Origin of the sequence: Sphingobium sp. LMA1-1-1.1, assembly GCF_040676365.1 — a bacterium.
Lineage (GTDB): Bacteria > Pseudomonadota > Alphaproteobacteria > Sphingomonadales > Sphingomonadaceae > Sphingobium.
The window spans coordinates 720823-745821 of record NZ_JBEGHS010000012.1 but is presented as its reverse complement, the minus strand read 5'-3'; the positions used below and the strand labels follow the sequence as shown (position 1 = coordinate 745821).

The following is a 24999-nucleotide window of genomic DNA, read 5'->3' as shown; positions in this document are numbered from 1 at the left end:
CATCATGGAATATTATAGGTGTGCAAATGAAAACCGTCAGACTCGGGCTCGTTGCAGCGCTGCTTTCCGGAATAGTGCCCTGCTTTCCGGCAACCGCGCAGGATTCGGCAGACGCCAAGGCCGCGGCGACCGAGGCCAAGATGACCGACGTCGAGCGCTTCCAGCTTCTCCATGGCATCATGCCGATCGCAATTCCCGGTTTGCCGCCGATCCCCCCGGGTCTCAAATCCACCGCAGGGTTTGTTCGCGGCATACCCCGCCTGGGCATTCCCGATATCTATGAAAGCGATGCCAGCCTGGGTGTCGTGAACCCGCTCCAGTCTCGCAAGGGCGATATATCGACCGCTCTGCCGTCCAGTCTCTTGCTGGCAGCGACATTCTCCCCCGACCTTGCTTTTGCGAGTGGCGCGCTGGCCGGCAATGAAGCGCGGTCCAAGGGTTTCAACGTGCTCCTTGCCGGCGGGGTTAATCTGGCGCGCGATCCACGCAACGGCCGCAACTTCGAATATGCGGGTGAAGATCCGTTGCTCGCCGGCACCATCGCCGGCGCTTCGATCAGCGGCGTACAGAGCGAGCATGTCGTCTCGACCGTCAAGCATTTCGCGTTGAACGACCAGGAGACGTTACGTCAATCTATCGACGCGAGGATCGAGGAGAAACCGTTTCGGGAAAGCGATCTGCTCGCCTTCGAGATCGCTATTGATCGGGGCCATCCGGGCGCCGTGATGTGCGCGTACAATCAGGTAAACGGCGCCTATGCGTGCGGAAGCGATTTCCTCTTGAACAAGGTCCTGAAGGCGGACTGGAAATATCCGGGCTGGGTCATGTCGGATTGGGGAGCGGTTCACGACGTCAGCTATTTCGCAAAGGGGCTCGATCAGCAGTCGGGTGCGCAGCTGGACAAGGAAACATATTTCGACAAGCCGCTGCAGGATGAAGTGGCAGCCGGGCGCGTGCCAAAGGCACGGGTGTCCGACGCGGTGCGTCGCATCCTGCGATCGCTCTATGCGGTCGGTGCCGATGCGCCGCTTCGGGAAAGGCCGATCGACTTTGCCGCCCACGCGAACGCCGTGCGGAAAATTGCCGATGCCGGTATCGTCCTGCTCAAGAACGAAGGCGGCATACTGCCTCTTGCTGCCAATGCTAAGTCGATCGCGGTCATTGGAGGCCATGCCGATGTGGGCGTGATCTCCGGAGGCGGATCGAGCCAGGTCACGCCGGCCGGGCAGGTCTTGCTGCTGCCGCTCGGCGGACGCGGGATCATGAGCAACTGGTCGAAGATCCTCTACATGCCGTCGTCGCCGCTCAAGGCGCTCCAGGCCGCACTGCCCCGGACGAACATCGAGTTCGACAGCGGCTACGTGCCCGAGGAAGCAGCGGCATTTGCCGCGCACTCGGATCTGGCGATCGTTTTTGCGACCCAATGGCAGTCCGAAGGCGTGGATGGGAGCCTGACGCTGCCCGAAGGGCAGGATGCGCTGATCGATGCGGTGGCGACCGCCAATCCGAATACGATCGTCGTGCTCGAGACCGGGAATCCCGTCAAAATGCCGTGGCTGGGAAAGGTGAAGGGCGTCCTCGAGGCCTGGTATCCGGGGCAGGGGGGAGGCGAGGCGATCGCCGACGTTCTGACGGGCGCCGTCAATCCTGGAGGCAGGCTGCCCATCAGCTTCCCAACCGACGAAAAGGATCTTCCACGGCGGACGATTCCCGGTCTCGGATTGCCTGAGAAGACGGCCCTCCCGATCGACTATGATGAAGGCGCGAACGTCGGTTATAAATGGTATGCGGCCAAGGGCGTGAAGCCGCTCTTCGCTTTCGGTGAAGGTTTGAGCTACACCAGATTTGCGCATTCCGGCCTGAAGATATCGGGCGGCTCCGATCCCAGTGTGACGCTCACGGTCAAGAATATCGGCGAGCGTAGCGGCTTTGACGTGCCCCAGGCCTATTTGGTGTCGATTAACGGCAAGCCCGTGCGACGACTGATCGGTTTCTCGCGCGTCGAACTGGCGCCGGGGCAAAGCCGCACCGTAACGATGAAGGTCGATCGCCGTCTCCTTGCCGACTGGACCGACAAGGGCTGGGCCATCGCCGGGGGCCAATACGACATCGCGACAGGGCAATCTGCACTTGATCTGGATGAGGTCATGAGCGTCAAACTCGCTGCGCAGATGGTTTCTCGCTGATAGCTCTATGATCCCGAGGCACCAGGAGCCTCATGGTCTTCATCTTGGACATCGCAAAAGCCGGGAATGGCTGAGAAGAGCAGGGGGCAGATTTTCGATCAGGGGACCCGACCGGCTGCCCTTGTCGCGATCGGTCGTTCAACCAGTGATGCGTGAATGGCCGGCTCTGGTCCGCTTTTGAGCGTTCTTCCTCCGGGCTATCGTGGCCCGAGGAGAAGTGTCATGGGATTATCGGAATTTGATCCCGCTGCACGCGAGCGAGTATCATGGAACGCGGGATGCAAAGTCGGTGCGAAACGCGCGCTAGAGCCCCGTCAGATATGGGCAATCCGCTTCTTTCTTGATCAGCATGGGTAAACCCTGGACCGGCGCTTTTTGCCCTTGCCATCGACAGCGAACTTCGCGGCTGTGACCTGGTGAAGATCAAGATCGGCGACATCCTTTGTGACCGAAAAGTTCGGACGCGGGCGATTGTCGTTCAGCAAAAAGCCGGGCGTCCTGTTCAGTTCGAATTGATGGACGATGCTTGCGCCAGCCTGCTCCGGTGGTTGGAGTTGCGGGGCGGATCACTGGAGGATTATGCCTTCGCGAGCCGCACTGATCATTCGGCCCACATGGGTAGCCCATGGGACAGGCGGAGCCTTCGGTCATTTTACCTTGCCGTCCTCCGCCGCCTTCAGCACGCGCAGCACATTGCCGGACCAGATTTTCTGGATATCCGCCTCCGAATAGCCCGCCTTCAGTAAGGCGTTGGTGATCTTCGGCAGGTCTACCACATCCTCAAGGCCGACCACCCCGCCGCCGCCGTCCCAATCGAGGCCGATGCCGACATGGTCCGGTCCCACCACCTTGAGCGCATGGAGCATATGCGCCATGAAATCATCGAAGGTCGCCTTATCCTTTTCAGGATAGAGCCGGTCGATCTCCTGCCGCTTGGACAGCAATTCGGCGCGCTTTTCGGGCGAGAGTTTCGCGTCTTCGCGCATCTGACCCATCAGCGCGGCCATCGCCTTCTGTCGTTCGGGATTGGGCTTGGATGCGCGCAGATAGGCGCCATAGGCGTTCATCTGGATGACCCCGCCCTGCGCCGCCAGCGCTTTCAGATGCGCGTCATCGATGTTGCGCGGATGATCATAGATCGCCTTGCAGCCAGAGTGAGTCAGCAGCACCGGCGTCTTGGACAGGGCCAACAGATCGTCCAGTACCTGATCCGAACTGTGCGACGCGTCGGGCACGATGCCGAGCCGGTTCATCTCCGCCAGCAATTGCTTGCCCAGTGGGCTGAGGCCGCCATAGCGCGGCCTTTTTGAAGGATCGGTGGAACTGTCGGCAAACTGGTTATGCGCGAAATGGGCAAAGCCCGACACCCGCACGCCGATGTCGTAGAAGGTTTTGAGCAGCGACACATCCTCGCCCAGCGGATAGGCGTTCTCGATCGAGATATAGACGATCCGCTTGCCCTTCGCCGCGATCGGCGCGGCGTCCTTCGCCGCCAGCGCAAGCTGGAAGTTGGCGGGATCGGCGGCCACCATCGACCGGATCGACATGCCGCGCAGCAGCGCGAAGTCACGCGCCTTGCGGAACCCCTCGACCGTCAGCGGTCCCTGCGGTGTGTAGATCGCCCAGAATCCGCCATCCAGGCCGCCCTTCTTCATCCGGGGCAGGTCGACCTGGGTATAGTCACCATGCACATCATGCTCCTCCTCGATCGACCAGCCGGGCAGGTCGAGCGAAGCGGGCGTGTCGAGGTGGCTGTCCAGTGTCAGCATCTTCTGGTGCAATTGATAGACTTTTTTCGGCACAGCCTGCGCTGATGCTGCGGTGGGGAGCAGCGCGATCAGCGCTGCTCCGGCAAGAAGGCAAACTCGCATCAAATCTCCCCGGAAATGGTGAACTGGAAGGTGCGCGGCGACAGCGGCCGGAACGCGCCGTCACCCGATACCGCGGAGGATATGAAGGACAGCCTGTCCTTGTCGAAGATATTGTCGACATTGAAACGCGCCTTCAGGCTCTTCAACGGGCCGACGCTGAAACCATCGCCAATGTCGACATAGGCGCTGAATACCGTATAGCCCGGCACGCTCGACCCCGCGCTGTTGGTGAAGGTCGACCAGCGCCGCGACGTATATTTGCCCGAGACATTGGCCACCAGCCAGCTGGCCGGTTCCACCGTCACGCCGCCGCCGACGATCCATTTCGCGCTGTCGGGCAGGAACTTGCCCGCGATCGGGATCACGGTCGATGCGATGATGTCGTCCTTGAACTTGGCGTTGTTATAGGTGACGTTCAGGTTGCCATAGGCAAGGCCGTTCAGGAAAGAGGGCTTGTAGGTGCCCGCAAATTCCACGCCATAGGCGCGAACGCGTCCGACATTCTGGTAGAATGTCTCGGTCGACGCGCCGCCGCCCGGGACAAAGGTGGTGATCGACTGAATGCGGTTGGCGAATTTGGTATAGAAGGCCGCGATGGAGGCATAAAGCTGCCCCTGATTGGTGCGGAAGCCCAATTCCATATTCTTCGACCGTTCAGGCTTGGGCTGCGGCACCAGAGCCGAAGTTCCGGGGCGGGTGACGGCATAGATGTCGTCCATCCCCTTGGGCAGTGCCATATTCTCGGCATAGGAGGCGAAGATCTGCGATCGGCCGTCCAGCTTGTAGAGCAGGCCCGCCATGGGCAGGAACATGTCGTTATAATGCGCGCTGTTGATCGACGGCCCCCAACCCGGCACGCCGACGCCATTCACAACGCGATAATAATCGTCGAAGTCGCGATACCCGCTCAGCCGGTAATCCAGCATCAGCCCCTTGAAGCCCAGATCGAGCACCAGCCTGTCATCGGCCAGCTTGATCGTGTCTTTCAGGAAGAGCTGCAAGGTGTCGCGCTGCGACCGATAGTCGCGGCGCAGATAGACCAGTTCGTCCAGATTGGGCGCGCCGTCGGGCGCGCCGTCGGTGGTGTTGTAGCGCGCCTGGGTGCGGTGATATTTGTCGACCTCTGCCCAGATGCCTGCTTCCAGCGCGTTGCTGCCAATCTCCCAGTGCAGCTTGCTGGTGATGCCATAGCGGTCGCCGCCAACGCCGGACTTGCCATATTGCACGCCCCTGGGGGCGGTGACGGCCAGCCCGGCCTGCAACTGCGGCCTGTAGCGGCCGAGCGAATTGGCGTAGCTGTCGGGCGACACGCCATAGCCGTCCTTATCCTCCCAATATAGGGTGGATTCCGCCCATACTCCGTCCGCAATCCCGGCATGGACGGTCGCGCCATAGAGCCGATCCTTGCGAACGTTGATGGCAAGGTTATAAACGGACGTGTAAGCGCTGTTGGAATAGTAGACGCCCGGTACTGTGGGATTGAATCCGGGGGTCGTGTTCGGCACATTTTCGATATAGGCATAGTCGCGCCCACACTGGCCCAGTGCATTTTTCACGGTGCAGTTATATTGGGCGCGGGTGATGGTGGGCGAGTCATAGTCGAGGAAATCGTTCGACACGAATTTCAACCGCGCCCAGCTGTCGCCACCCAGATCGGCGTGGATCTGTCCTTCCCAATGTTCGCGGTCGACGGTGCCGGGGCCGCGCCACAGGTCGCTGTTGAGCTTGGTGCGGCTGACATAGGCCTTGAACGGCCCGATCTGCCCGGTGCTGGCGCGGATGAAGGTGCGCTTCATGTCGAAATCGCCGAAGCTCTGCGACACGAACAGGCCCATCTCGTCCTGCGGGGCGATGCTGTTATACTGCACTACGGGACCAAGGGAGGAATAGCTGGGCAGGCCGACATCGCCCGCCCCGACCGAGGCGACGACCGCGCCCAGATTTTCATTGTCGACATAACGGAACACCGGGCTGCCGCCAAAGGCATCGCTGCGCCCGGTGGGGATGCCGTCGACCACGAAGCCGATCTGGTCGAGGTTGAAAGCGCGGGTCTGGACGCTGTTGCCGAATTCGTAAAGGCCTAGCGCGCCGTCGGTCTGCACGTTGAAGCCGGGTAGCTGCTCCAGCATCTTGAGGCCCGAAATGCCCGAAGGCGCCGATAGCAGCGCCTCCCGCGTCACCGCCACGACATTGCTGATCTTGTCCTCGCCAATCGCTTCGGACGATTGCGAGACGCGGCGCCCTGTGACGGTGATCGCGTTGCTCTCGTCGGCCGAAGCGGGATCCTGTGACCAGGCGGCGGAGGGCAGGCCTGCCACGCAACAGGAGAGTAGGAGTGCCGCATGAGATGCGCGGCGGAAAGCAGGAATCGAAGGCATATTGGCTCCCTGTTGGCCCGTCTGGGGGCGTCACGAGCCTCTCAGGAGCGCGTTCCCAAGGATGCGCCTTTCCACTCCAGTCGCTTCCCTGCTGGCGAACGCTCGGCCTGCCGGACGGGTCTATTGCATAGTTGCAATTTGAAACGAAGCGATGGGGAAAATCCGCTACTCGCTTATGCCTAATCCGAGGATACGGCCATCAGAACAGATCCGTCGGCAGGCAGAGCAATGACGGGTCGTCGCCTGACGAAGTGCGCATCATGCAGTGTACGACGATCATGGGCGACTGGTGGTCGCGACATCGTCGGGTCCTTTCAGGCAAAAGGCGTGGCGAACTCAAGACGAATGCCACCGGGAATGAAGATGAGGAAGTGGCGCGTCGAGGAAGTCGGGCTGATGGGGCCGGGCGCGGCATCGACCACCACTTCGGGATGCGCCGTTACTGCGTTCCACGCCGCATCCAGCGCGGCATCGTCGGCGACTGACAGCGAGAGATGATGGAGGCCGATATTGGCGCGCCGGTCGAAGGCCCGGGCGGTGAGCGGGTCAGCCGCGCGCCACAGCGTCAGCAGGATCGCGCCGTCGGACACGAAGATGGACGGATAGTCCGGAACGCCGCCCGTCTCCGCGAAGCCCAGCGTGCCGCAGAAGAAGGCGCGCGCCTGATCGAGATCGGGTACGGTGAGGCCGATGTGATGGACACCCTGGGTGAGCTTGCCGGTCATGATTCCTGTCCTTCCAGTTGGGTAATGCGGGCACGCAGCGCCGCGATTTCGTCGATGAGGGGTTGGGAAGCCCGCCGGACCTCTACCCCGGTGAAGCGCGGGGTGATGTGCTGCGGACAGTTCCAGTCGAAGCCGATGACATCGATCAGGAAGGCGCGCTCGGGCTCTGCCGCATAATCAGGCGGCATCAGCGCGGCGATGTCCGCCGGGTCTTCGCTGGCACGGGCATGTCCAATCATCTTGAGCCGACGGCGGTTTGGATAATCCATCAGGAACAGCGCGACGCGGTCGTCGGCGGCGACATGGGCGGTGGAGAGATATTGCCGATTACCGCGATAGTCCGCGAAACCGATACGATTGCCCGTCACATGCCGCAGGAAACCCGCCGGGCCGCCGCGATGCTGGACATAAGGCCATCCATCCTCGGAGACGCTCGCCATGTAGAAGCTGTCGCGGGCCGAGATGAAGTCCAGTTCGCGGTCGGTCAGCCTGTCGACCGGACCGGCACCGGCTTCCATACGGGCATAGGAAGCACGTGATCCGGCAGCCGCCTGCAAGGCTCGGGCGCCGGGATCGAAGAGGGTATGGAGGAAAGTCTGTGCCATGGGCTGGAAATAGCGCGTTGCTACAATGGCGATAATCCGCGATGATTGGTCTGCACTATTTCAATTTGAGGAATAATGGATCGTTTCGAGAGCCTTTCCGCCTTTGTCGCGGTGGCAGACCAGCGCGGCTTTGCAGCGGCAGCGCGGGCGCTGGAAATGTCGCCGCCGGCCGTCACCCGTGCGATCGCGGCGCTCGAACGTCATCTTGGTGTCACTCTGTTCCATCGCTCGACGCGGGCGGTGTCGCTGACGGACGAGGGGGCCGCCTTTCTCGACCGGGCACGGCGCATATTGTCCGAATTGCGCGAGGCGGAGCAGATCGCGATGGGAGGGCGGTCCGTGCCGCGTGGGCAGCTCTATGTGACCGCGCCGGTCATGTTCGGGCGTCTGCATGTGCTGCCTGTCATCAACGCGCTGCTGGCGACCCATGCCGGACTGACAGCACGCATGATGCTGCTCGACCGCAATGTCCGCATCATCGAAGAGGGGATCGACGTGGCGGTGCGGATCGGCGCGTTGACCGACAGCGCGCTGCGGGTGGTGACGATAGGATCGGTGCGGCAGACCATCGTGGCAAGTCCGGCCTATCTTGCCGAGCATGGTGTGCCCAAGGACCCTGCCGATCTCTCGAGGCATCGCTGCGTTGCGGGCAGCGGGGTGCGCGTCGGCAGCGCCTGGCCTTTTGGACCGCGAGGCGAGACAATCGCGGAGGCGGTTCCCCGGCTGACCGTCAATAGTATTGACGCGACCATCGCCGCGGCGGAGGCGGGCGTGGGGCTTGCCAATGTGCTGAGTTACCAGTCCGCAGCGAACATCGCGAGCGGGCGGCTGGCCGAGGTGCTGGCGGATCATGCGCCGCCGCCCATACCGGTGAGCCTGCTCTACGACCCCGGAAGGGCCGCCATGCCTGCGGTTCGCGCCTTCATCGAGGCGATGCGGGAGCAGGCAAGGCAGATGGCGTGGCGTTGATGAAGAATCGCTGTTGAAGCGCGGTTGAATCCCGCCAAAGTTGAGCGCTGCTAAATCCAGCTCATCGATGAAGGCCTCGAACACTCGCACCGAGTTATCCTCGGCGACATAATCATCAAGCGATACAGGCAGAAAACTATCCTGCCGCCGATCTTGCCCGTCGACGAAACGCCTCATGACCAAGTCTCCCGAAACGCCAGGAAACCCAATCACAAGCAGGCGTTTTTACAGAGCATCGGTCGATGTCCTTCAGCTTGCTCCCCCAATCGCCCCCGGCGTCAGGATCAGGGTGAGGAGAATGAGGGCGATGCCAATATATCCCCAGGCGCCCATGCCTTGCCAGGCGATCTTCATGCTGCCAGCGTTGGAGCGTGACGACCTGGCCAGCCGCATCGCGCAGATCATCGTGCCGGTGACGGCCATCGCCGTCAGCAATGCGCCGAAGAGGAACCAGACGGCTTTCGTCCACAGGCCGCCGAACGTGCCGAAATGCAGCGGATCGGCCATTTCGGAAAGGCGCTGATGCGCTCTCAGTGCGCGTCCATCCAGCCGCGCGACAACCCGCGACATCGCCGGATCGACCACCACCGCATTGGCGCGGTCGCGTACCAGCCAGGCGGATGATTGGCCCAGAAAGATGACGCCATTGTCGGGTGTGATGCGGATTTCCCGAATATCGAGCGCAGGATCGGCTCTGCGCGCAATGGCAACCAGCCGGTCCAGCGCGACACTGGTCGGCATCGCACGAGCCGCGATCACGCTTGCTCCCTCAGCCGACATGGCCCGGGCGGTGGCCCCCCATCCCTCGGGCGCCACCCGTGATGATGGCTACTTTTCCTTGCATCCGGCCCATTTCGACCACTCCCAATCTGCTCGGACGCGAGGGTCCACTCGTTGATGTCCCCGATCAGGCGTCGGCCAGGATCAGGTCCGACGCCTTTTCGCCGATCATGATCGCGGCGGCGTTGGTGTTCCCCGAGACGATGCGCGGCATGATCGAGGCGTCCGCCACCCGCAGACCCGCGATGCCCCGTACGCGCAGGCGCGGATCGACGACAGCATGCTCGTCGGCGCCCATCGCGCATGTGCCCACGCCGTGGAAGATGCCGTAACCGAAAGTGCGGGCATGTTCGAGCAGTGACGCCTCTTCATTCTCGTCCGGATGGTCGCCGGCAGGCCCTTCGATTATTGATGCGAGCGCAGGCTGGCGGGATATCTCACAGCTGATGCGAAGACCCGCGGCGATCTTCCGGCGATCCTCGGCAGCGTCGAGGAAGTTGAGCAGGATGCGCGGCTGACGGGTCGCGTCGGCGCTGGCGACATGGATCGAGCCGCGGCTTGCCGGACGCAATTGGCAAGCAGCGATGGTGACGCCGGGAAAGCTGTCGATCTCGCCCGTGGCGGGATCGGCCGAGGCGCTCACCATATTGACCTGTATGTCCGGGATGTCGAGCACCGCCTCGCTGCGGACAAACCCCATGACAGTGGCAGGCGGCGCGGATAGCGCCCCCTTCCGGGCGAACAGATATTTCGCCACCTCGCCCATCAGGCCGACGCCGCTCACCGCCGTGTTGATCGACGGGGTGCCCGGCCGCAGGCGGAAGCGCAGCATGGTGCACCAATGGTCCTGAAGGTTCTTGCCCACGCCCGCCAGCGGGTGGCGCACCTCGATGCCTGCCGCACGCAGGATCGCCGGATCGCCGATGCCCGAAAGTTCGAGCAACTGCGGGGAATTGACCACGCCTCCGCACAGGATGACTTCCCCCCGGCAGGCGATCTCGCGCGTCTCGCCGCCCTTGCGGACACGTACACCCTTCGCCCGGCCCTCCTCGATGAGGATGCCGGTCACCAGAGTGTCGGTTTCGACCTTGAGGTTCTTGCGGTGCATGATCGGGTGGAGATAGGCGACCGCGCTCGACCGGCGCCGCCCGCGCCGCTGGGTGGCCTGGATATAGGCAAAGCCCTCCGGATCGCCCCGATTATAGTCGTCGACCAGCCTGTGTCCCGCCTGCGAGGCGGCTGCGAGAACGGCGTCCGAAACGGGATCGCGGGGCACGTCGGAAACCGTCAGCGGGCCACCGGCGCCATGGGCGTCGTCCGCCCCCCGGCATTGGTCCTCGCTGCGCTTGAACAGAGGCAGGACATCGCTCCATCCCCAGCCGGTGCAACCAAGCTGCGACCACATGTCGTAATCCGCCGCCTGTCCGCGCACATAGATCATGCCATTGATGGAAGAGCTGCCGCCGAGGACGCGTCCGCGCGGGTACGGCGCGGACCGGCCCGCGTTGATCCCGCCCAGTTCCGACGTGTAGTTCCAGCTAAGCGGCGGAGCCTCCATCGTATAGCGGTATCCGGCGGGAATGTGGATCAGGCTGTTCAGGACAAACTGCCGGGGGTTGCGGAACGGACGATCATCGCCCCCGGCCTCGATCAGCAGGACGCGGTTGCCCGTCCGCGCACTGAGACGGTTGGCCAGGACGCAGCCCGCCGACCCCGCGCCGACTATGATATAGTCGAACTCCATGTCGTCCTCCCGTCCGTCCTGCGAATCTGTCAGGCGGCGACCGCGCCCATCGCCTTTTCCAGGCGGAAACCTTCATAGCCGCCGTCAGCCACTGCCGCGCACCTGTTGCGGTAGGCATCGAGACCGGCGAGATAGAAGGAAAAGACGCGCGGTTTGCCGGGAATATTGGCACCCATGGCCCAGGAGTCCGCATTTACCATCAGCGTGTAGTTGGCCACCTCGCCCACGTGCGCAACCCATTCTTGTTGGGCTGGTTCGCTGGCCTCAATTGTCGTGTAGCCGTTCCGACGCATCTGCTCGATGCAATCGCCGACCCATTCGACCTGCTGCTCGATCGCCAGGGGAGCGTTGACTATGATCGAAGGGCTCTGCGCGCCGTCGATCATGAACAGGTTGGGAAAGCCTGCGATAGCGATGCCGAGGTAGGTCTGCGGTCCGGACGACCACACGTCCCCGAGCGAAAGGCCACCCTTACCGGTGATCTTCAGCTTGAGCACGGCCCCGGTCACAGCATCGAATCCAGTCGCCAGGACGATATCGTCGAATGCATGGACTGCACCACCCGCGACGATCCCTTCGGCACAGAACCGTTCGAGCGGCGCTTTCCTCAGGTCCACCAGCTGGACGTGCGGGAGATTGAAGGTTTCATAGTAGTTGGTGTCAAGGCACGGCCGCTTGGCACCGAACGGATATGCCTGCGAGGTCAGGACAGCAGCCGTCTCCGGGTCGTTCACCTTGGCCCGGATCTTGCGCTTGATGAAATCGGCGGCAAGGTCGTTCGCTTCCTGGCTGAGCAGGATGTCACGGAAGGACTGGATGAAAGCGAAGCCGCCCAACGTCCAGCAGCGCTCGAACTCGGCCTCGCGCTCCTCGTCACTGACCTCAAGCGCACTGCGCGTGCCCAGCATCCAGCTCAGCCCTCCCGAAGAGGCGCGACGCACCTCGCGGTCCCTGGCGAACTGCCCGTGCTTCTGCCGAATCTCGTCCGCCGAGAGCGCGCGATTTTCGGCCGGCAGGCTGAAGGCCGGGGTGCGCTGGAAAACCGTCAGGCTGGCCGCTTCCTGGCCGATGACCGGGATGCTCTGCACGCCAGATGAGCCGGTGCCGATGATTCCGACCCGGCGGCCGGTGAAGTCGACAGGATCCTCCGGCCAGCGGGCGGTATGGAACAGGCGGCCCTTGAATTCCTCCATGCCGGCAAAGGGGGGCGTGTTCACCGAAGTCAGCGGTCCCACCGCGAGAATGAAGTAGCTGGCACGGAAGGTGCCGCCGCGATCGGTCTCGACCAGCCAGCTTTGCCTGTCCTCTTCGAAGGTAGCCGCCGTGGCCGTCGTCTCGAACAGGATGTCGCGGCGCAGGTCCAGCGTGTCGGCGACATAGGACAGATAGTTCTGGATCACGGGCCCCTTGGAATAGCGCTCCGGCCAGTCCCACCCGCGCTCGATCTCGTCCGAGAACTGATACTGGTAATCGGTCGATTCCACGTCACAGCGCAGGCCCGGATAGCGGTTCCAGTACCACGCCCCGCCCACGTCCTTGCCCGCCTCGATCAGCTTGGCCGACAAGCCCTTCTCCCGCAGGTTGTGCAGCATGTACAGCCCGGCAAAGCCGGCGCCGACCACGATCGCGTCTACTTCATTCGTCATTGGACACATCCTTTGGAAGCCGGTGAGATAAGACCATGCTGCTGCATGTCGGCGAGGTGCTTGTGCAGATACGCCTCCGTCAGGGCCGGTGGCGCTTCGCTGCCGTCGTTCCGCAGCGCGTGGGCGAAGGCCCCTCCCGCACGGACCTGGCTCCGCGTCATGGGCGCGGCGAAGGCGGAAAGAATCGGCAGGGCGCTGGACTGACGAGCCTGGGCGGGCAGGCGCTCCAGCCGTGCCTCAAGCTGCGCCAGCCATTCCGCATGGCTGCTTGCCCGATCGAGGGGGTAGCCGGCCGATTCGATCCAGTCGGCGACGCGATCGAGCGAGGCCGATCCCGTCTCTATCGAGGGAGCAACGTCGAAGCTGCGATAGCCTGGCTCGCCGGCCAGTGCGAGATCGACCATGGCGCGGGCGACATGGTCGACCGGCAGGCCTTCGAACCCCGCCGGGTCGGCGGCATCGGCATAGAAGGAAGGCGGGCGTACCCCCGCCAGCACGAGACTGGCCAGAAGGCGGATGAACAGGTCCGGGACGTTGATCTGCCCGACGAATCTTCGATGCGCCATCAGCATCCCGCACCGGAACACATTGACCGGCAGGCCGAACTGCTCATGCGCGTGGCGCAGCAGCACCTCGCCGGCCCATTTGCTGGCGGCATAGCCGACAGCATAGTCATCGCCGAGCGCAATCCGGGGCAGGGCGGCGCGTATGTCGGCCGTTTCCAGATCGGCCCCGCCGACGCCGGGCAATCCCGAGACCGCCCGGGAGGAGACGAAGTCGATCGGTTTGATCCGCCCGGCAAGCGCCAGTTCGATAAGGGCGAGAGTCCCTGCCACATTGGGTTGGAACAGGTCCTTGTAGGACATACGGTGGTTGACCAGTGCGCCGACATGGACGATCCGGTCCACCCGTTGGGCGAGATCGTCCCGAACGGCTGCATCGATGCCAAGGCCCCGCTCGCCCAGATCGGCGGCAATGACCTCGAGATGGTCGGCCGCAAGCTCGCTGAACCGCTTCGCAAGTTCGGCGTCATCTGCGCCGTAGGCGTCTTCGAGCCGGCGCCGCGCATCCGTCTCGTCCACGCCCCGGACCAGGGCGATCACCCTGCCGCCCAACGGGGCGAGGCGCTCCAGCCATTCGAGCGTGACGAAACGGCCCAGAAATCCGTTCGCGCCGGTCACCAGCACCACGCGCGTCAAGGCCGCATCCTTGGCGGGACTTGCGCCCCTGCCCACGCCGTCCGGCAGCAGGCGCGCGGGGTCGAGGTCCGCAGCGTCAAGCACCTGCGCATTGTCGCCATGGACGGCGGCGAAGGTCAGGCTGTCCTCCTCCTGGCCGCCGCGAAGCATTTCGGCCCAGCGCCGCGGACCGCCGCTGGGGCTGAGGATGGCACTGGCTGAGATGGCGGTGCCAAAGACATCTTCCAGCAGCATGGACAGGGTGATCGCGTCGAAGGAATCGCCGCCAAGATCAAGAAAGCTGAGATTACCCGACAAATCGATATCGTCACGCCCCAGCGTAGCACGCAGGGCAAGCGCGATGCGCTCCTCGATCGTCAGACCCGAGTCCGGATTGCGCAGCATCAGCACCTCTTCGCGCTGGCGCGCCGCAATGCCATCATAGAGCGATTCCAGGCGCTCCTGATATTTGCGGTTGAACGCGGCCCTGAGCGGCTTGCGAATGGTGGACAGCAGACCGCTTTCGATCGTGAAGGGTTCATCCTCGATGATGAAATCGCGCGGGATTTCGAACTTGCGCAGACCGGCCTTGTGCGCGGCCTCGGCCAGGCCGGCGTGAAGCAGGCTGCGCAGTTCCGTCTCGTCAGGGGCATGGCCCAGCCGCCCGGCCGCAAGGTCGCGGTCGGGCACGATCACCGCGACCAGATTGGGCCGGAACGAGGTGCCATAGAGATAGATCTGCCTGATCCAGGGAACCGACCCGGCATATTCGATCTCCAACTGGCTCAGCGCGACATATTCGCCCTGGGAAAGTTTCAGCACATTATTTCGCCGGTCGATCCAGACCAGTTCCTCGCCCTCGCGCAGTTCGAACACATCGCCGGTCAGGATCCAACCATTCTCGTCGCGGATCCCGGCCGTGGCCTTGGCATCCTTGTAATAGCCGGGAATGGCGCTGCGCGTCTTGACTGCCAGTTCGCCGCGCGGCCAGGGGCGGTCGGTATTTGAATAGCCGAGCTCCGGCACGTCGCGCAGCTCGAAATCCGTGACGAAGCGGCGGTCGAGTCGGCCGTCGAAGGTCACGCCCGAGGTTTCGGTCGAGCCATAGCCTACGCATAGCGGAACGCCGAACGTATCCATGAAGAATTGGCGCAGCTCTCGCGATATCGGGGCGCCGCCGACCACTGCAAAGACCAGCCGGTCGCCCAGGAAGGTCTTTGCCATGGCCTGGCGAACCGCGGTCTCCGCCTCGGTCCGGTCCTGGCCCCTGCTCACCCGGTGCAGGACCTCGCCAAGGAAATATTGGTAAATCTGCTCAATCACGCGAGGGAACAGGTTGAGGTGGGTCGGCCGGCTGATCCGCAGATCGTCGAACAGCGAGGACATGTCGCTCTTCAGGGTGAAAAACACCGTCCCACCCTGGGCGAGGGTACGGAAGACATGCGAGTAACCGAGCGAGTGGTTCATCCCCGCGAAGATGAGCGCGATATTGGCCTGCGGCTTTTCCACCTGAAGGATCGGCAGGCGCACGATCGCCTCGCTGTAGATCGCCCCCTTGGGCTTGCCCGTGCTGCCCGATGTGTAGAGGATCGCCAGCATGGCATCCTGGCCAGCGGGGTCCGCCGGGAGCGGTTCGAATGTCCGCTCCCGCCCAAAGGCGATCAGTTCGTCGATGGTGGCGAGGGCGATTGCGTGGCCGGCTTGGCCCAGGGCCGCGCGCGCGCGCGCGATGATTCCCGCATCCTCGTCGATGCGGAGATCGGCCGACAGCACGACGAAGCTGCGCAGGGAGGGCGTGGCGAGGGCGAAGGGGACCATCCGCTCCACATCGCGGATGTCGACCAGCATCGCTGCCGGCGCAATCTCGTCCAGGATCGTGCGGGTGTCCTCCGCCGCCTGGGACGCCAGCAGGGGCACGTGCACCGCCTGGGCGAAGATCGCCGCGAGTATGCCGGTGGTGATGTCAATTCCCGGCTGGCCGAACAGCGCAACGAATTCACCCGGCCGGACGATGTGCTCGTCATGCCGTCGCCAGGCTGTGGCAAGTCCGGTCACCCTTTGCCCAAGTTCGGCATAGCTGATCGTGGAGAAAGCATCGAGATAGTCGCGCACCCGCGTGGCTTCTTCCGTCTCCACCATGCGCCAGGCGCGCTCGCCCAGCGCGGGATGATTGGCATAGGCATCGAACAGCAGCGAATAGGCCTGGGTCAGCGGAAATCCTGGCTGGACGATCGCAGCTGTGACGCGATCGTCAGGCTGGATAGCCCGGAGCTGCTCATCGACTGGCGGGCTCTCCCCGGGAAGGGTTGCCACGTCCGCCCATTCGTCCACCTCTTGGGTCATCCTCTTCTCCTCTTGGGCCGACTGAAGGCGGCCCCTTTGTGAAGCATTCACTTCCTTTCATGTCAAGACGCAGACTGGACTATACGCCCGTGCCGGAATAACTGGACCAGGGGATGGCCCGCATATTCAGGCATTTTTCCAAGGCTTCCGGGCCGTCGAGACGAAGGCCGAAGCACGAAAAAAGCTATTGGAAGGACGTGAATGCATGAATCTTCGACCTTCAACAGCCGGCGAACCGCCAGCCACAGCACGGCGGCGTCGAAGGCCAACGGAAGAGGTCCGCGCCCTTATCCTGGCCGCCGCACGTTCGGAATTCGCTGAAAAAGGAATGGCCGGGGCGAAGACGCGGAAAATTGCGGAGCTGGCAGGTATATCCGAGCGGCTTCTGTTCAAATACTTCGTCAACAAGGCTCAATTATTTAGAATATCGATAGTGGAGCCTTTTCGTGACAAGATAAATGACCTGCATGCCGAACTGGATTCGATGGCGCCGGATATCAGGGAAAGGAACTTGCACGGCGCGCAGGAAACCTATCTTTTCCTCAGCAAGAATAGCGACCTTTTGAAGGCCTTGATAAAATCGAGCGAAATTGGTCGTGAGATAGGATATAGCCTGTCGGATTTATTATCCGGATCTGCCGACAGAATTCGGGAGCAGCACGTCAATTCTCAAACGGTCCCGATAGTCGAGCCGGGACGGGCAGTTCGTTATGCCTTTGCAATGGTGGCCGGTTCCGTCCTTCTGCACGACTGGCTATACCCGGATTCCGAGATCGGAACCGAGAATGACATGGCGTCAGTGACTGCAATCATACACAAGATTCTTCATCCGAACCTCTAATACCAAGTCCTCACCTGTCATCCATTCGTTATGGTGAAATTTCTACTATTGGCGTCATTCCCCCCGCCGCGGCCGCCGCGAATGTCGCCGGTGAGTAGCCAAGTGCAGATCTTTGCCCCCGCGAACACCGCATCCCAATTGCCTCGGCAGGGCCAACGAATATGCGCAACTCGTCGAAAGCCTCATCCCACCGGGACCGCGGATCACGGTTCCGGCAGGTTCCATGCTGTTTGCGGTCGACCTGAACCGACCGACCCACGATAATCTGGCGCCGGCGATAGCGGCGGCTGCTGTCGGCCTTGGCCGGGCTTGTTCCTTCGTTACTGCACGTTTGCCCAGCGAAAAGCAGTACCTGGCGTTTTTCTCTCCGCCTCCGGCAGCGGCACTTCTAACCAAGATGTCCGGCGATCGCCCGAATCATGAGTTATCGTCATTCATCATTATGTTACAGTATTATGACATTGGCGAGACAATGCAGTATGCTACTGTTTTAAAGACAAAAAAATATAGGACCGGAGGCTGAAGCGGTCTTGTTATGGTGTCATGATTCTGCAATATTCATCGCGATAATAGAAAGATTTTTTGGAGAATATCGATGAGGAAGGTGGCGGCGATCCTTGTTCTGGCCTTGGCGGCACAAGTCTCGACTGAGGCATTTGCTGCTGATGAGACGATTGTCGTGGGTGTTTCTGATCGTGGTCTTGCATCGGCAGCGCTGCTTTCAGGCGATTACCGTGATGCGGCCCGTCGCTTGGAGTCGCTGCGTTCTGATTTTGCTGATGATCCGGCGCGTCTCATCAATCTTGGGAATGCTTATGCTGGCATGGGCAGACTCAAGTCCGCGCGAAATGCTTATCAAGCGGCTAGCTTCGCACCGGACACCGTTCTGATTACGGCGGATGGGCGACAAAGCTATTCGCGCGAAATTGCGCGCAATGCTATACGGCGTCTGAAGACGAATTTCGCCATGCGTTGAGTCAACTGGCAAGGCGCGCCTATTTCGCAGTGGCGCGCATGTTTCATAGAAGCCACTTGGCGCTGAGTTGATCGAGCGTCATAAAGTTGTCATCTTAATTTCTCTGATCTGTCATTTCGGTGAAACCTCCTTGTCTTTTATGACGCCTAGGTGCTCCAGCCAGGGCGACAGGGGGCGTTGTCCGATTCGTTTTCCCCTTGCGCTCCGCAACCAATTTTAAACCGGCTCAAGCCGGAGCGGAGACCTCATGGCCAAGCATAACCGTTTTCACACCCTTTTAATGGCGAGCTGTGCGTGCGCCGCACTGAGCGCCTGTGGCGCCGATGATATCGCTTCGCCCGGTACCGGCGGTAATGTGATCATCAACCCGACGCCCACGCCGACGCCCACGCCGACGCCGACTCCCACCCCGACTGCGATCACAGCCGCCGCTGGCTGTCCGACAATCGCCGATCCCAAAGGGCTGGCTGACGAAGGCACCATTTCCGGTTCCAATGGCGATACCTGGCGCGTCTGCACGCTGCCTTCGATCATCGCTAAAAGCATCACCTTGCCGAAGATCGCCGGGCTCGTCTATCAGATCAAGGGCCGCGTCGATGTCGGCTGCGATAGCGGTTTCGCGGCGCCAACCGCATCAGCGCCGCTCACCAGTTCGACCGTCGGTTGCACTGCGGCCAATGGCTTCTCGTTGACCGGTGGTCAGCTGACCGCCGATACCAATGTAACGTTGACCATTGATCCTGGCGTCGTTCTTTATGGTGGCACCGGCACTAGCTGGCTGGCCGTCAACCGCGGCAACAAGATCAATGCAGTCGGCACTGCGAGCTTGCCGATTGTCTTCACCAGTCGCGACAATCTCAACGGTAACGCCACCGAAAACTCGATCGGTCAGTGGGGCGGCGTTGTTCTGCTCGGCCGTGCGCGTACCACTGATTGCAACAGCGGCTCGGTCGCTGCCGACACTTGCGAACGTCAGACGGAAGGCTCGGCCGATCCGGCAACTTTCGGCGGTCGTGACGACGCCTATAATGCGGGCACCATGAAATATGTGCAGATCCGCTATTCGGGCTATGTGCTTGGCGCCAATACCGAACTCCAGGCGCTGACCGGGGAAGGCATCGGCAGCGGCACCACGCTGGACTATATCCAAAGCTTCAATAGCTCGGACGATGGCGCGGAATTCTTCGGTGGCACCGTGCGCATGAAGCACTATATCGCGGCCGGGGCGGACGATGACAGCCTCGACGCCGACACGGGCATCCAAGGGCGTTTCCAGTACGTTCTGTTGGTACAACGCCCAGGCCAGGGCGACGCTCTGATGGAAATCGACAGCAATGGCCTGGAAAGCGACACGCCGCGGCAGAACACGATTGTGGCGAACTTCACAGCGCTTCAGCCCAATGTCAGCAGCAATAATGAAGCTAATGACCAGGCGTCCATTCTGAACCGCGGCAATAGTGACCTGACGCTGGTCAACGGCATTGTCGCCACCCCGAATAATGAGTGCGTCCGCTTGCACGGCACCGGGACGGCTTCCACCCGCGCTACGCTGACGGCCCGTTCGGTTCTACTGCAGTGCAATGCGACGAAGTTCATCGGTTCGGGCAGCGGTTCGACCGCCTACACCGCAGCCGACGTCGCGTCGCTCTTCACCGGCAACAACAACAATGTGTCCTATACCTCGTCGCTAAGCGCGGTGTTCATCAACGGAACGAACGAAACGACGGGCGTAACCGCGACCGACGCGAAGACACTGGACGCCTTCTTCGACACGACGACCTATGTCGGCGCGGTCAAGGATGCGAACGACACCTGGTTCGCGGGCTGGACCTGCAACTCGGCCTTCGCGCCGTTCGACAACACGAGCACCGCTCGCCGCGCCTGCACCTCGGTGCCGCTGTAAAACCGGCCTGAGCTAATGCGGGGCGGGATGAGGTCTTCACTGGCCGCATCCCGCCCCGATGCTTGCACTTGATAAAATTAGGGGACTTCCGATGGCGACGCCGCTCAACTTCGCGGGCCTGCTGCTTCTTTCTTCCGCGCTGGTTGCGCCGGCTGCTCTAGCGCAGGAAGCGACCGCGCCCGCCGATGCCACCACCAGCCAACCGGAATCGGCCGATCCGGCGGAACAGCCCGGCCGTTCCGCCGCCGAGGCGACGCCCGACGTTTCGATCCCCGGTTCGGACATCATTGTGACTGGGCGGCGCGGCTCCAACATCCAGAAGAGCGTCCCAGCCGTGGTGTCCATCCTGTCCTCGGCGGACATCGCGCGCACGGGCGACGGCAATATCGCGGGTGCGCTTGGCCGCGTGACCGGCATGTCCGTGGTCGGCAACGGCTTTGTCTATGTCCGCGGCCTTGGCGATCGCTATTCGCTTGCGCTGCTCAACGGTTCGCCCTTGCCGAGCCCCGAGCCGCTGAAGCGCGTCGTCCCGCTGGACCTGTTCCCGACCAATATCGTTTCCTCCTCGCTGGTTCAGAAGAGCTATTCGGCCAACTATCCCGGCGAGTTCGGCGGCGGTGTCATCAACCTGACCACGACCGTTATCCCGGCAGAAAGCTTCGTGACGATCAGCGGCGGCATTGGCGCCAATGACGAAAGCAGCTTCCAGCCGGGCTACAGCTATTTTGGCAGCAAAAGCGACTGGACCGGTTTCGACAACGGCAGCCGCGATCTGCCACCGGCACTTGCAGCTTTTTTCCGCAGCGGTGAGCGCATCAGTTCGGGCAATGTCGACACGTCTGAAATTGCCGGCCAACTCGTTCGCTTCAGCAATGCGACGGTGCAGCGAATTTCCGATCTCGATCCCAATTATTCGGCAACGATCGCGGGCGGCACCTCGTTCGATCTGGGCGGTTCCACGCTCGGTGTGATCGCAACCGCTGGCTATAGCAACAAGTGGGTCGTACGCGACCAGCGTCAGCAGAATTCGATTACTCCGGACCTTTCCGCGCTCAACTCGGATTTTCAGCGAGTCACGACCGACAACCGCATCATCGTCAACGCCCTCATGGGCTTGGGACTGGAGTTTGGCGACAACAAGATTCGCTGGACGAACCTCTATATTCGCGACACGTTGAAGCATACTCGTCTCGGCATCGGCAACACACAGACCCAGCCGACCTCCGACATCATGGAGCAGGACACGGCCTGGTATGAGCGGCAGCTGATCGATACTCAGCTGGTGGGCGAATTCAAGTTCAGCCCCGAATTCAGTCTGGACGTGCGCGGCGGCTTCGCCAATTCACAACGCGAGGCACCAGACGAACTGTCCTTTGAATATATTCGCACCAATTCGGATGCCGACCCCTTCGGCAACCTGTTTATCAACCGCCTGAACGGCAATACAGGTCAGACGGCCACCGTCAGCTATTCAGACCTCAATGAAGATCTATGGTCGGGTGGTTGGGATTTCACCTGGCGACCGTCACCGGCGCTGGGCGCGACGGTGGGCTACGCCTATGTCAGCACCAACCGCACCAGCTCGCGTCGCGACTTCCAGTTCCGCGCGTCGAGCGATATGCCCGAGGGCGTGGGGGTGTTGCGGCCCGATCTGCTGTTGGCGCCCGGGATCGTCGACTATTTCAATATCGGTTTGATTGAGACGAACGAAGGCAATCCGGCTTTCCGTGCGACACTGAAAAACCATGCGGGCTATGGCAAACTGAACTGGCAGATAACGCCGGAACTGTCGATTGATGCCGGCGTCCGCTATGAAACAGCAAAGCTAGCTGTCGCACCGTTACAGGTGTTCAGCACGCCTGGCGCCAGCACCGCCTCCACGCAGCTCAACAATGATTATTGGCTACCCAGCGCGACGCTGACCTGGCAGGTTCAGGCAGACATGCAGGTTCGCCTGAACGCTTCCAAGACTATTGCTCGTCCGCAATTCCGCGAGTTGATCTATCAATTCTATTTCGATCCGGACAGCAACCGCCGGTACCAGGGCAACCCCCATTTGCAGGATAGCGAACTTTTCAACGCGGAAGCGCGCTACGAATGGTATTTCGCGCGCGATCAGCGTTTCTCGATTGCAGGCTTCTTCAAGAAGATCGACAAGCCGATCGAGACCTTCATCACACTCAACGGAGACAATTTCGTCACCAGCTTCGCTAATGCGCCCAAGGCAAATCTCTACGGGGGCGAAGTCGAGTTGCAGAAATATATCGACTTGTCGGGCGTAGGAAGCGATCCCTTTTTCGCCTCCCGCCGATTGGTTGCCATCGCCAACTATACCTATACCAAGTCCAAATTGAAGGTCGGCCCGAATGACGCCGTGGCGGTTTTCGGCGCATCCTCGACTCTGGCGACCGACTATTTCCGAAACGGCGCATCGCTAACCGGGCAGTCGGACCATTTGGTGAATTTCCAGCTTGGCGTCGAGGATCAGGAAAGCCTCTCGCAGCAGACACTGATATTCTCCTATGCCAGCAAGCGCGTGACAAGCCGCGGCCTTGCCAATCAGAACCAGCCTGATGTTTATGAATATCCCGGCCTTAATCTGGACTTTGTCGCGCGACAGGGCTTGCGCGTGGCGGGTCGGCAGTTCGATGTGAAGTTTGAAGCCCGAAATATTCTCGGCAATAACTATAAGGAAACTCAGTCCAACGCGACTAACACCGTGATCTACAATAAATACCGTATCGGCCGAACCTTCAATTTTTCACTGTCGACCACTTTCTGATATTATTCGGTTCCTCATGGCGTGGCCGATCGGTGAGCGATCGGCCATAGCCTGTCAATCTTGCCTGCAAAGCGGCCTCCGTCGTGAGGCAAGCAACGCGGCTGGGAAAGGAAGTCGTCGTCCCTGCCCTGATGAGGGGCGGAGGGCGACCTACGCGGCCGAGCAGCTGCGCAAGCTGCATCGCTGTATTTCGGCGCGCGGGGACGATGTCGTCCTCCTCCTTCAGATGTAATCAGCGCCAAGGCTTCTCCCGATACCATTTGGTGATGATGTGCTTGACGCCGCTGCGCACCTTCATGCCGTGGTGCAGGCTGGCCGGATTATATGCGCCTTCCCTTAGCCGGTTGTTCCAGGCGAGCAGCTTGCCGGTTTCGGGTTGCACCGTCTTGCCAATCTTGGGGAAGCGGGTCGCGCCACCCGCGCCGGGTTCATTGAGGTAGACCATCAGCGTCCAGGTGCGGTTGCCAGCGACTGAGCAATATTTGTCGAAGTCAGGACCGTCCGGTTCGAAATAATCGGTATGCGCCTTGAATTCCTGACCCACGGCATAGCGCTGGCCCTGGATGGGCTCTCCATAAATAGGATTGATGCCGGCGAAGTCGGCCAGCTTGGCGTCGATGGTGGCGATGAAGGAATCGCCGTCGTCAAGGTCGCATGTCTCACTGGTGCGGAAGGCGCTGTCGCCATTGGCGTCCGCTATGGTGGAGGGACGACGGCAGGCTTCGATCCGGTCGATCAGATCGGCGCATTCCTGCTGCGAGAGGAAGCCGCGCTGGATGAACAGGGTGAGGTCGCGACTGGGCACGCGTTGTACACGCGCATGTCCGGCGATCCATTGCGGGTCTGCGTCGGGCGCAGAGGGAGGCATGCAGTCGGCCATATTCTGTCCTGAAGATGGGTGCGCCATGGCGCGAAGTCGGATTTGCTATTGCCCGTCGCGCGAAATGCAAGCCTTGATAATTCCCGCAGGGTGATTGTCATCATATAACCGCAAAAATGTTATCTTATAGTAACAGAAATTACCGAGCACTATTTTGGCAGAAGAGTGATTGAACTTGGGATACGTGCGTCATAGCAGAAAGCTGGCCGGCTGAACGTCCACCGTAGCGTTGCCAAGCCCACTTCAGCAGTTCCCTCACCTCGTTCTTATCATCGGTACGATCGGCGCTGTCCCAATCGGAACAGTACGGCGCGGCGAGTCAATTGGCTGCATTCCAAAGGGCGCAAGCGCGCTATAGCGGGAGTTGAACACGGGACAGAACTTCCACACTTGCGGAGCCTCTGTGGTTAGAGGTTCATCATGCGAAGCAAGCCACCAACGATTGGGATAGAAAACCAGCTTTTGCAGCTTCATATGGCTAATGCCGCCGCTTTCTGCGCCATGTTCCGCCAGGAACCTATTGGCTATGGCAAGTGGGGCGAATGGCATAATTGCTCTCCATTCCCCTTATGGTCTTCGCGAGTCGCTTGGCGGTTTCCCGGTCGCCTATGACGATTTCGGGACACGCGTTGCGTCGATAATCCAGTTCAAGGCACTGCCTGTCGAGGTCATCAACAGACATACCATCATTGAGGGATTTCGACGTCGGCTTCGGTCGTCTCCGGCCGCTCCCTTTGAAACCCGTGTATGCCAAGCCACCACTGGAGGGCCATGATGCCGCCTTTGGCGGGCTGGAGCAGCCCGATCATCAGGGTCAGCGATAGCGGCATGATGATCGCAAGGAGCATGGGCACGGATAGCTGCGCATCGTGCACCAGTGCGATGATCACTGGCGCCAACAGATGCCCAGTCAGGAAGATCGAGACATAGGCCGGGAAGTCGTCCGTCTGTTGATGCGACCAGTCCTGTCCGCAACGGGCGCAATTCGGAACGGGCTTGAGGAATCGAGAGAATAGCTTCTCATCCCCACATCGAGGACATCGGCCACGCAGTCCGCGCATCGTTGCTTCCCAACCCGTGACGGGCAGCGCCAGTGCCTCAGTCAGCACGGGCTCGGACGTACTCACCCGATCGGGATCGACTCCCATATTGTCGAAGGGCGACACCATGAAATCAGGCATTGATCATCACG

At 61.4% G+C, this 24999-nt stretch carries 17 protein-coding genes; 7 read left to right on the top strand and 10 right to left on the bottom strand.

Annotated features, from left to right (window positions below; translation table 11 throughout):
- Positions 1-26: 26 nt before the first annotated feature.
- On the top strand, positions 27-2186 hold the full coding sequence (locus tag MRBLMA1_RS10790) for a beta-glucosidase (protein WP_363736722.1): 2160 nt from the start codon (positions 27-29) through the stop codon (positions 2184-2186).
- Between the two features lie 647 nt (positions 2187-2833).
- Here MRBLMA1_RS10790 and MRBLMA1_RS10780 read toward each other — a convergent pair.
- The 4 genes from MRBLMA1_RS10780 to MRBLMA1_RS10765 form a co-directional block, all read right to left on the bottom strand.
- On the bottom strand, positions 2834-4057 hold the full coding sequence (locus MRBLMA1_RS10780) for a dipeptidase (protein WP_363736720.1): 1224 nt from the start codon (positions 4055-4057) through the stop codon (positions 2834-2836).
- Positions 4057-6435, bottom strand: coding sequence for a TonB-dependent receptor (locus tag MRBLMA1_RS10775; protein ID WP_363736719.1), 2379 nt, complete (start codon positions 6433-6435; stop codon positions 4057-4059). The genes MRBLMA1_RS10780 and MRBLMA1_RS10775 overlap by 1 nt, the downstream gene beginning before the upstream one ends.
- A 314-nt stretch (positions 6436-6749) precedes the next feature.
- Positions 6750-7160 carry a VOC family protein gene (locus MRBLMA1_RS10770; protein ID WP_363736717.1) on the bottom strand — a complete coding sequence of 137 codons (411 nt, stop codon included), beginning with the start codon at positions 7158-7160 and terminating at the stop codon, positions 6750-6752.
- Positions 7157-7765 (bottom strand): pyridoxamine 5'-phosphate oxidase family protein, encoded by a 609-nt coding sequence (locus MRBLMA1_RS10765; protein ID WP_363736716.1) that lies wholly within the window; start codon positions 7763-7765, stop codon positions 7157-7159. Before MRBLMA1_RS10765 ends, MRBLMA1_RS10770 begins: the two co-directional genes overlap by 4 nt.
- A 75-nt stretch (positions 7766-7840) precedes the next feature.
- Between MRBLMA1_RS10765 and MRBLMA1_RS10760 the strand changes: the two genes are divergently transcribed.
- Entirely contained in the window at positions 7841-8734 is an 894-nt protein-coding gene (locus MRBLMA1_RS10760; RefSeq protein ID WP_363736714.1) for a LysR family transcriptional regulator, read from the top strand.
- Positions 8735-8983: 249 nt separating this feature from the next.
- Here the strand turns inward: MRBLMA1_RS10760 and MRBLMA1_RS10755 are convergent, their stop codons facing one another.
- From MRBLMA1_RS10755 to MRBLMA1_RS10740, 4 genes are all read right to left on the bottom strand, one after another.
- Positions 8984-9493 (bottom strand): PepSY-associated TM helix domain-containing protein, encoded by a 510-nt coding sequence (locus MRBLMA1_RS10755; RefSeq protein WP_363736713.1) that lies wholly within the window; start codon positions 9491-9493, stop codon positions 8984-8986.
- A gap of 148 nt (positions 9494-9641) precedes the next feature.
- Positions 9642-11258: a GMC family oxidoreductase gene (locus tag MRBLMA1_RS10750; protein ID WP_363736711.1), complete on the bottom strand. Its 1617-nt coding sequence runs from the start codon at positions 11256-11258 to the stop codon at positions 9642-9644.
- 29 nt (positions 11259-11287) lie between these two features.
- The gene (locus MRBLMA1_RS10745; protein ID WP_363736709.1) at positions 11288-12880 is read right to left on the bottom strand and encodes a flavin-containing monooxygenase; all 1593 of its coding nucleotides are present in this window, start codon (positions 12878-12880) and stop codon (positions 11288-11290) included.
- Between the two features lie 20 nt (positions 12881-12900).
- Positions 12901-16425, bottom strand: coding sequence for a thioester reductase domain-containing protein (locus MRBLMA1_RS10740; RefSeq protein ID WP_363736708.1), 3525 nt, complete (start codon positions 16423-16425; stop codon positions 12901-12903).
- 205 nt (positions 16426-16630) lie between these two features.
- Here MRBLMA1_RS10740 and MRBLMA1_RS10735 point away from each other — a divergent pair, with 205 nt between their 5' ends.
- The 5 genes from MRBLMA1_RS10735 to MRBLMA1_RS10715 all read left to right on the top strand — a co-directional run bounded on the left by MRBLMA1_RS10735 (position 16631) and on the right by MRBLMA1_RS10715 (position 22927).
- Entirely contained in the window at positions 16631-17266 is a 636-nt protein-coding gene (locus MRBLMA1_RS10735; protein WP_133654896.1) for a TetR/AcrR family transcriptional regulator, read from the top strand.
- Positions 17267-17489: 223 nt separating this feature from the next.
- On the top strand, positions 17490-17789 hold the full coding sequence (locus tag MRBLMA1_RS10730; RefSeq protein ID WP_363736706.1) for a hypothetical protein: 300 nt from the start codon (positions 17490-17492) through the stop codon (positions 17787-17789).
- Positions 17790-17861: 72 nt separating this feature from the next.
- Positions 17862-18242 (top strand): tetratricopeptide repeat protein, encoded by a 381-nt coding sequence (locus tag MRBLMA1_RS10725; RefSeq protein ID WP_363736704.1) that lies wholly within the window; start codon positions 17862-17864, stop codon positions 18240-18242.
- A gap of 247 nt (positions 18243-18489) precedes the next feature.
- Positions 18490-20145, top strand: coding sequence for a hypothetical protein (locus MRBLMA1_RS10720; protein ID WP_363736702.1), 1656 nt, complete (start codon positions 18490-18492; stop codon positions 20143-20145).
- Positions 20146-20236: 91 nt separating this feature from the next.
- Complete coding sequence (locus MRBLMA1_RS10715; RefSeq protein WP_363736701.1) at positions 20237-22927, top strand: TonB-dependent receptor domain-containing protein; 2691 nt, start codon at positions 20237-20239, stop codon at positions 22925-22927.
- A gap of 232 nt (positions 22928-23159) precedes the next feature.
- On the opposite strand, the gene MRBLMA1_RS10710 is transcribed toward MRBLMA1_RS10715, so the two are convergent.
- Both MRBLMA1_RS10710 and MRBLMA1_RS10705 read right to left on the bottom strand, forming a co-directional pair.
- Positions 23160-23807 carry a prolyl hydroxylase family protein gene (locus tag MRBLMA1_RS10710; protein ID WP_363736699.1) on the bottom strand — a complete coding sequence of 216 codons (648 nt, stop codon included), beginning with the start codon at positions 23805-23807 and terminating at the stop codon, positions 23160-23162.
- Between the two features lie 686 nt (positions 23808-24493).
- On the bottom strand, positions 24494-24988 hold the full coding sequence (locus tag MRBLMA1_RS10705; protein WP_363736697.1) for a DUF983 domain-containing protein: 495 nt from the start codon (positions 24986-24988) through the stop codon (positions 24494-24496).
- Positions 24989-24999: the final 11 nt, after the last annotated feature.

What these genes read in the sequence shown, in the direction of transcription:
- MRBLMA1_RS10790 (WP_363736722.1), top strand. Translation starts at nt 27, where the DNA reads ATGAAAACCGTCAGACTCGGGCTCGTTGCAGCGCTGCTTTCCGGAATA.
- MRBLMA1_RS10780 (WP_363736720.1), bottom strand. Translation starts at nt 4,057, where the DNA reads ATGCGAGTTTGCCTTCTTGCCGGAGCAGCGCTGATCGCGCTGCTCCCC.
- MRBLMA1_RS10775 (WP_363736719.1), bottom strand. Translation starts at nt 6,435, where the DNA reads ATGCCTTCGATTCCTGCTTTCCGCCGCGCATCTCATGCGGCACTCCTA.
- MRBLMA1_RS10770 (WP_363736717.1), bottom strand. Translation starts at nt 7,160, where the DNA reads ATGACCGGCAAGCTCACCCAGGGTGTCCATCACATCGGCCTCACCGTA.
- MRBLMA1_RS10765 (WP_363736716.1), bottom strand. Translation starts at nt 7,765, where the DNA reads ATGGCACAGACTTTCCTCCATACCCTCTTCGATCCCGGCGCCCGAGCC.
- MRBLMA1_RS10760 (WP_363736714.1), top strand. Translation starts at nt 7,841, where the DNA reads ATGGATCGTTTCGAGAGCCTTTCCGCCTTTGTCGCGGTGGCAGACCAG.
- MRBLMA1_RS10750 (WP_363736711.1), bottom strand. Translation starts at nt 11,258, where the DNA reads ATGGAGTTCGACTATATCATAGTCGGCGCGGGGTCGGCGGGCTGCGTC.
- MRBLMA1_RS10740 (WP_363736708.1), bottom strand. Translation starts at nt 16,425, where the DNA reads ATGACCCAAGAGGTGGACGAATGGGCGGACGTGGCAACCCTTCCCGGG.
- MRBLMA1_RS10735 (WP_133654896.1), top strand. Translation starts at nt 16,631, where the DNA reads ATGAATCTTCGACCTTCAACAGCCGGCGAACCGCCAGCCACAGCACGG.
- MRBLMA1_RS10730 (WP_363736706.1), top strand. Translation starts at nt 17,490, where the DNA reads ATGCTGTTTGCGGTCGACCTGAACCGACCGACCCACGATAATCTGGCG.
- MRBLMA1_RS10725 (WP_363736704.1), top strand. Translation starts at nt 17,862, where the DNA reads ATGAGGAAGGTGGCGGCGATCCTTGTTCTGGCCTTGGCGGCACAAGTC.
- MRBLMA1_RS10720 (WP_363736702.1), top strand. Translation starts at nt 18,490, where the DNA reads ATGGCCAAGCATAACCGTTTTCACACCCTTTTAATGGCGAGCTGTGCG.
- MRBLMA1_RS10715 (WP_363736701.1), top strand. Translation starts at nt 20,237, where the DNA reads ATGGCGACGCCGCTCAACTTCGCGGGCCTGCTGCTTCTTTCTTCCGCG.
- MRBLMA1_RS10710 (WP_363736699.1), bottom strand. Translation starts at nt 23,807, where the DNA reads ATGGCCGACTGCATGCCTCCCTCTGCGCCCGACGCAGACCCGCAATGG.
- MRBLMA1_RS10705 (WP_363736697.1), bottom strand. Translation starts at nt 24,988, where the DNA reads ATGCCTGATTTCATGGTGTCGCCCTTCGACAATATGGGAGTCGATCCC.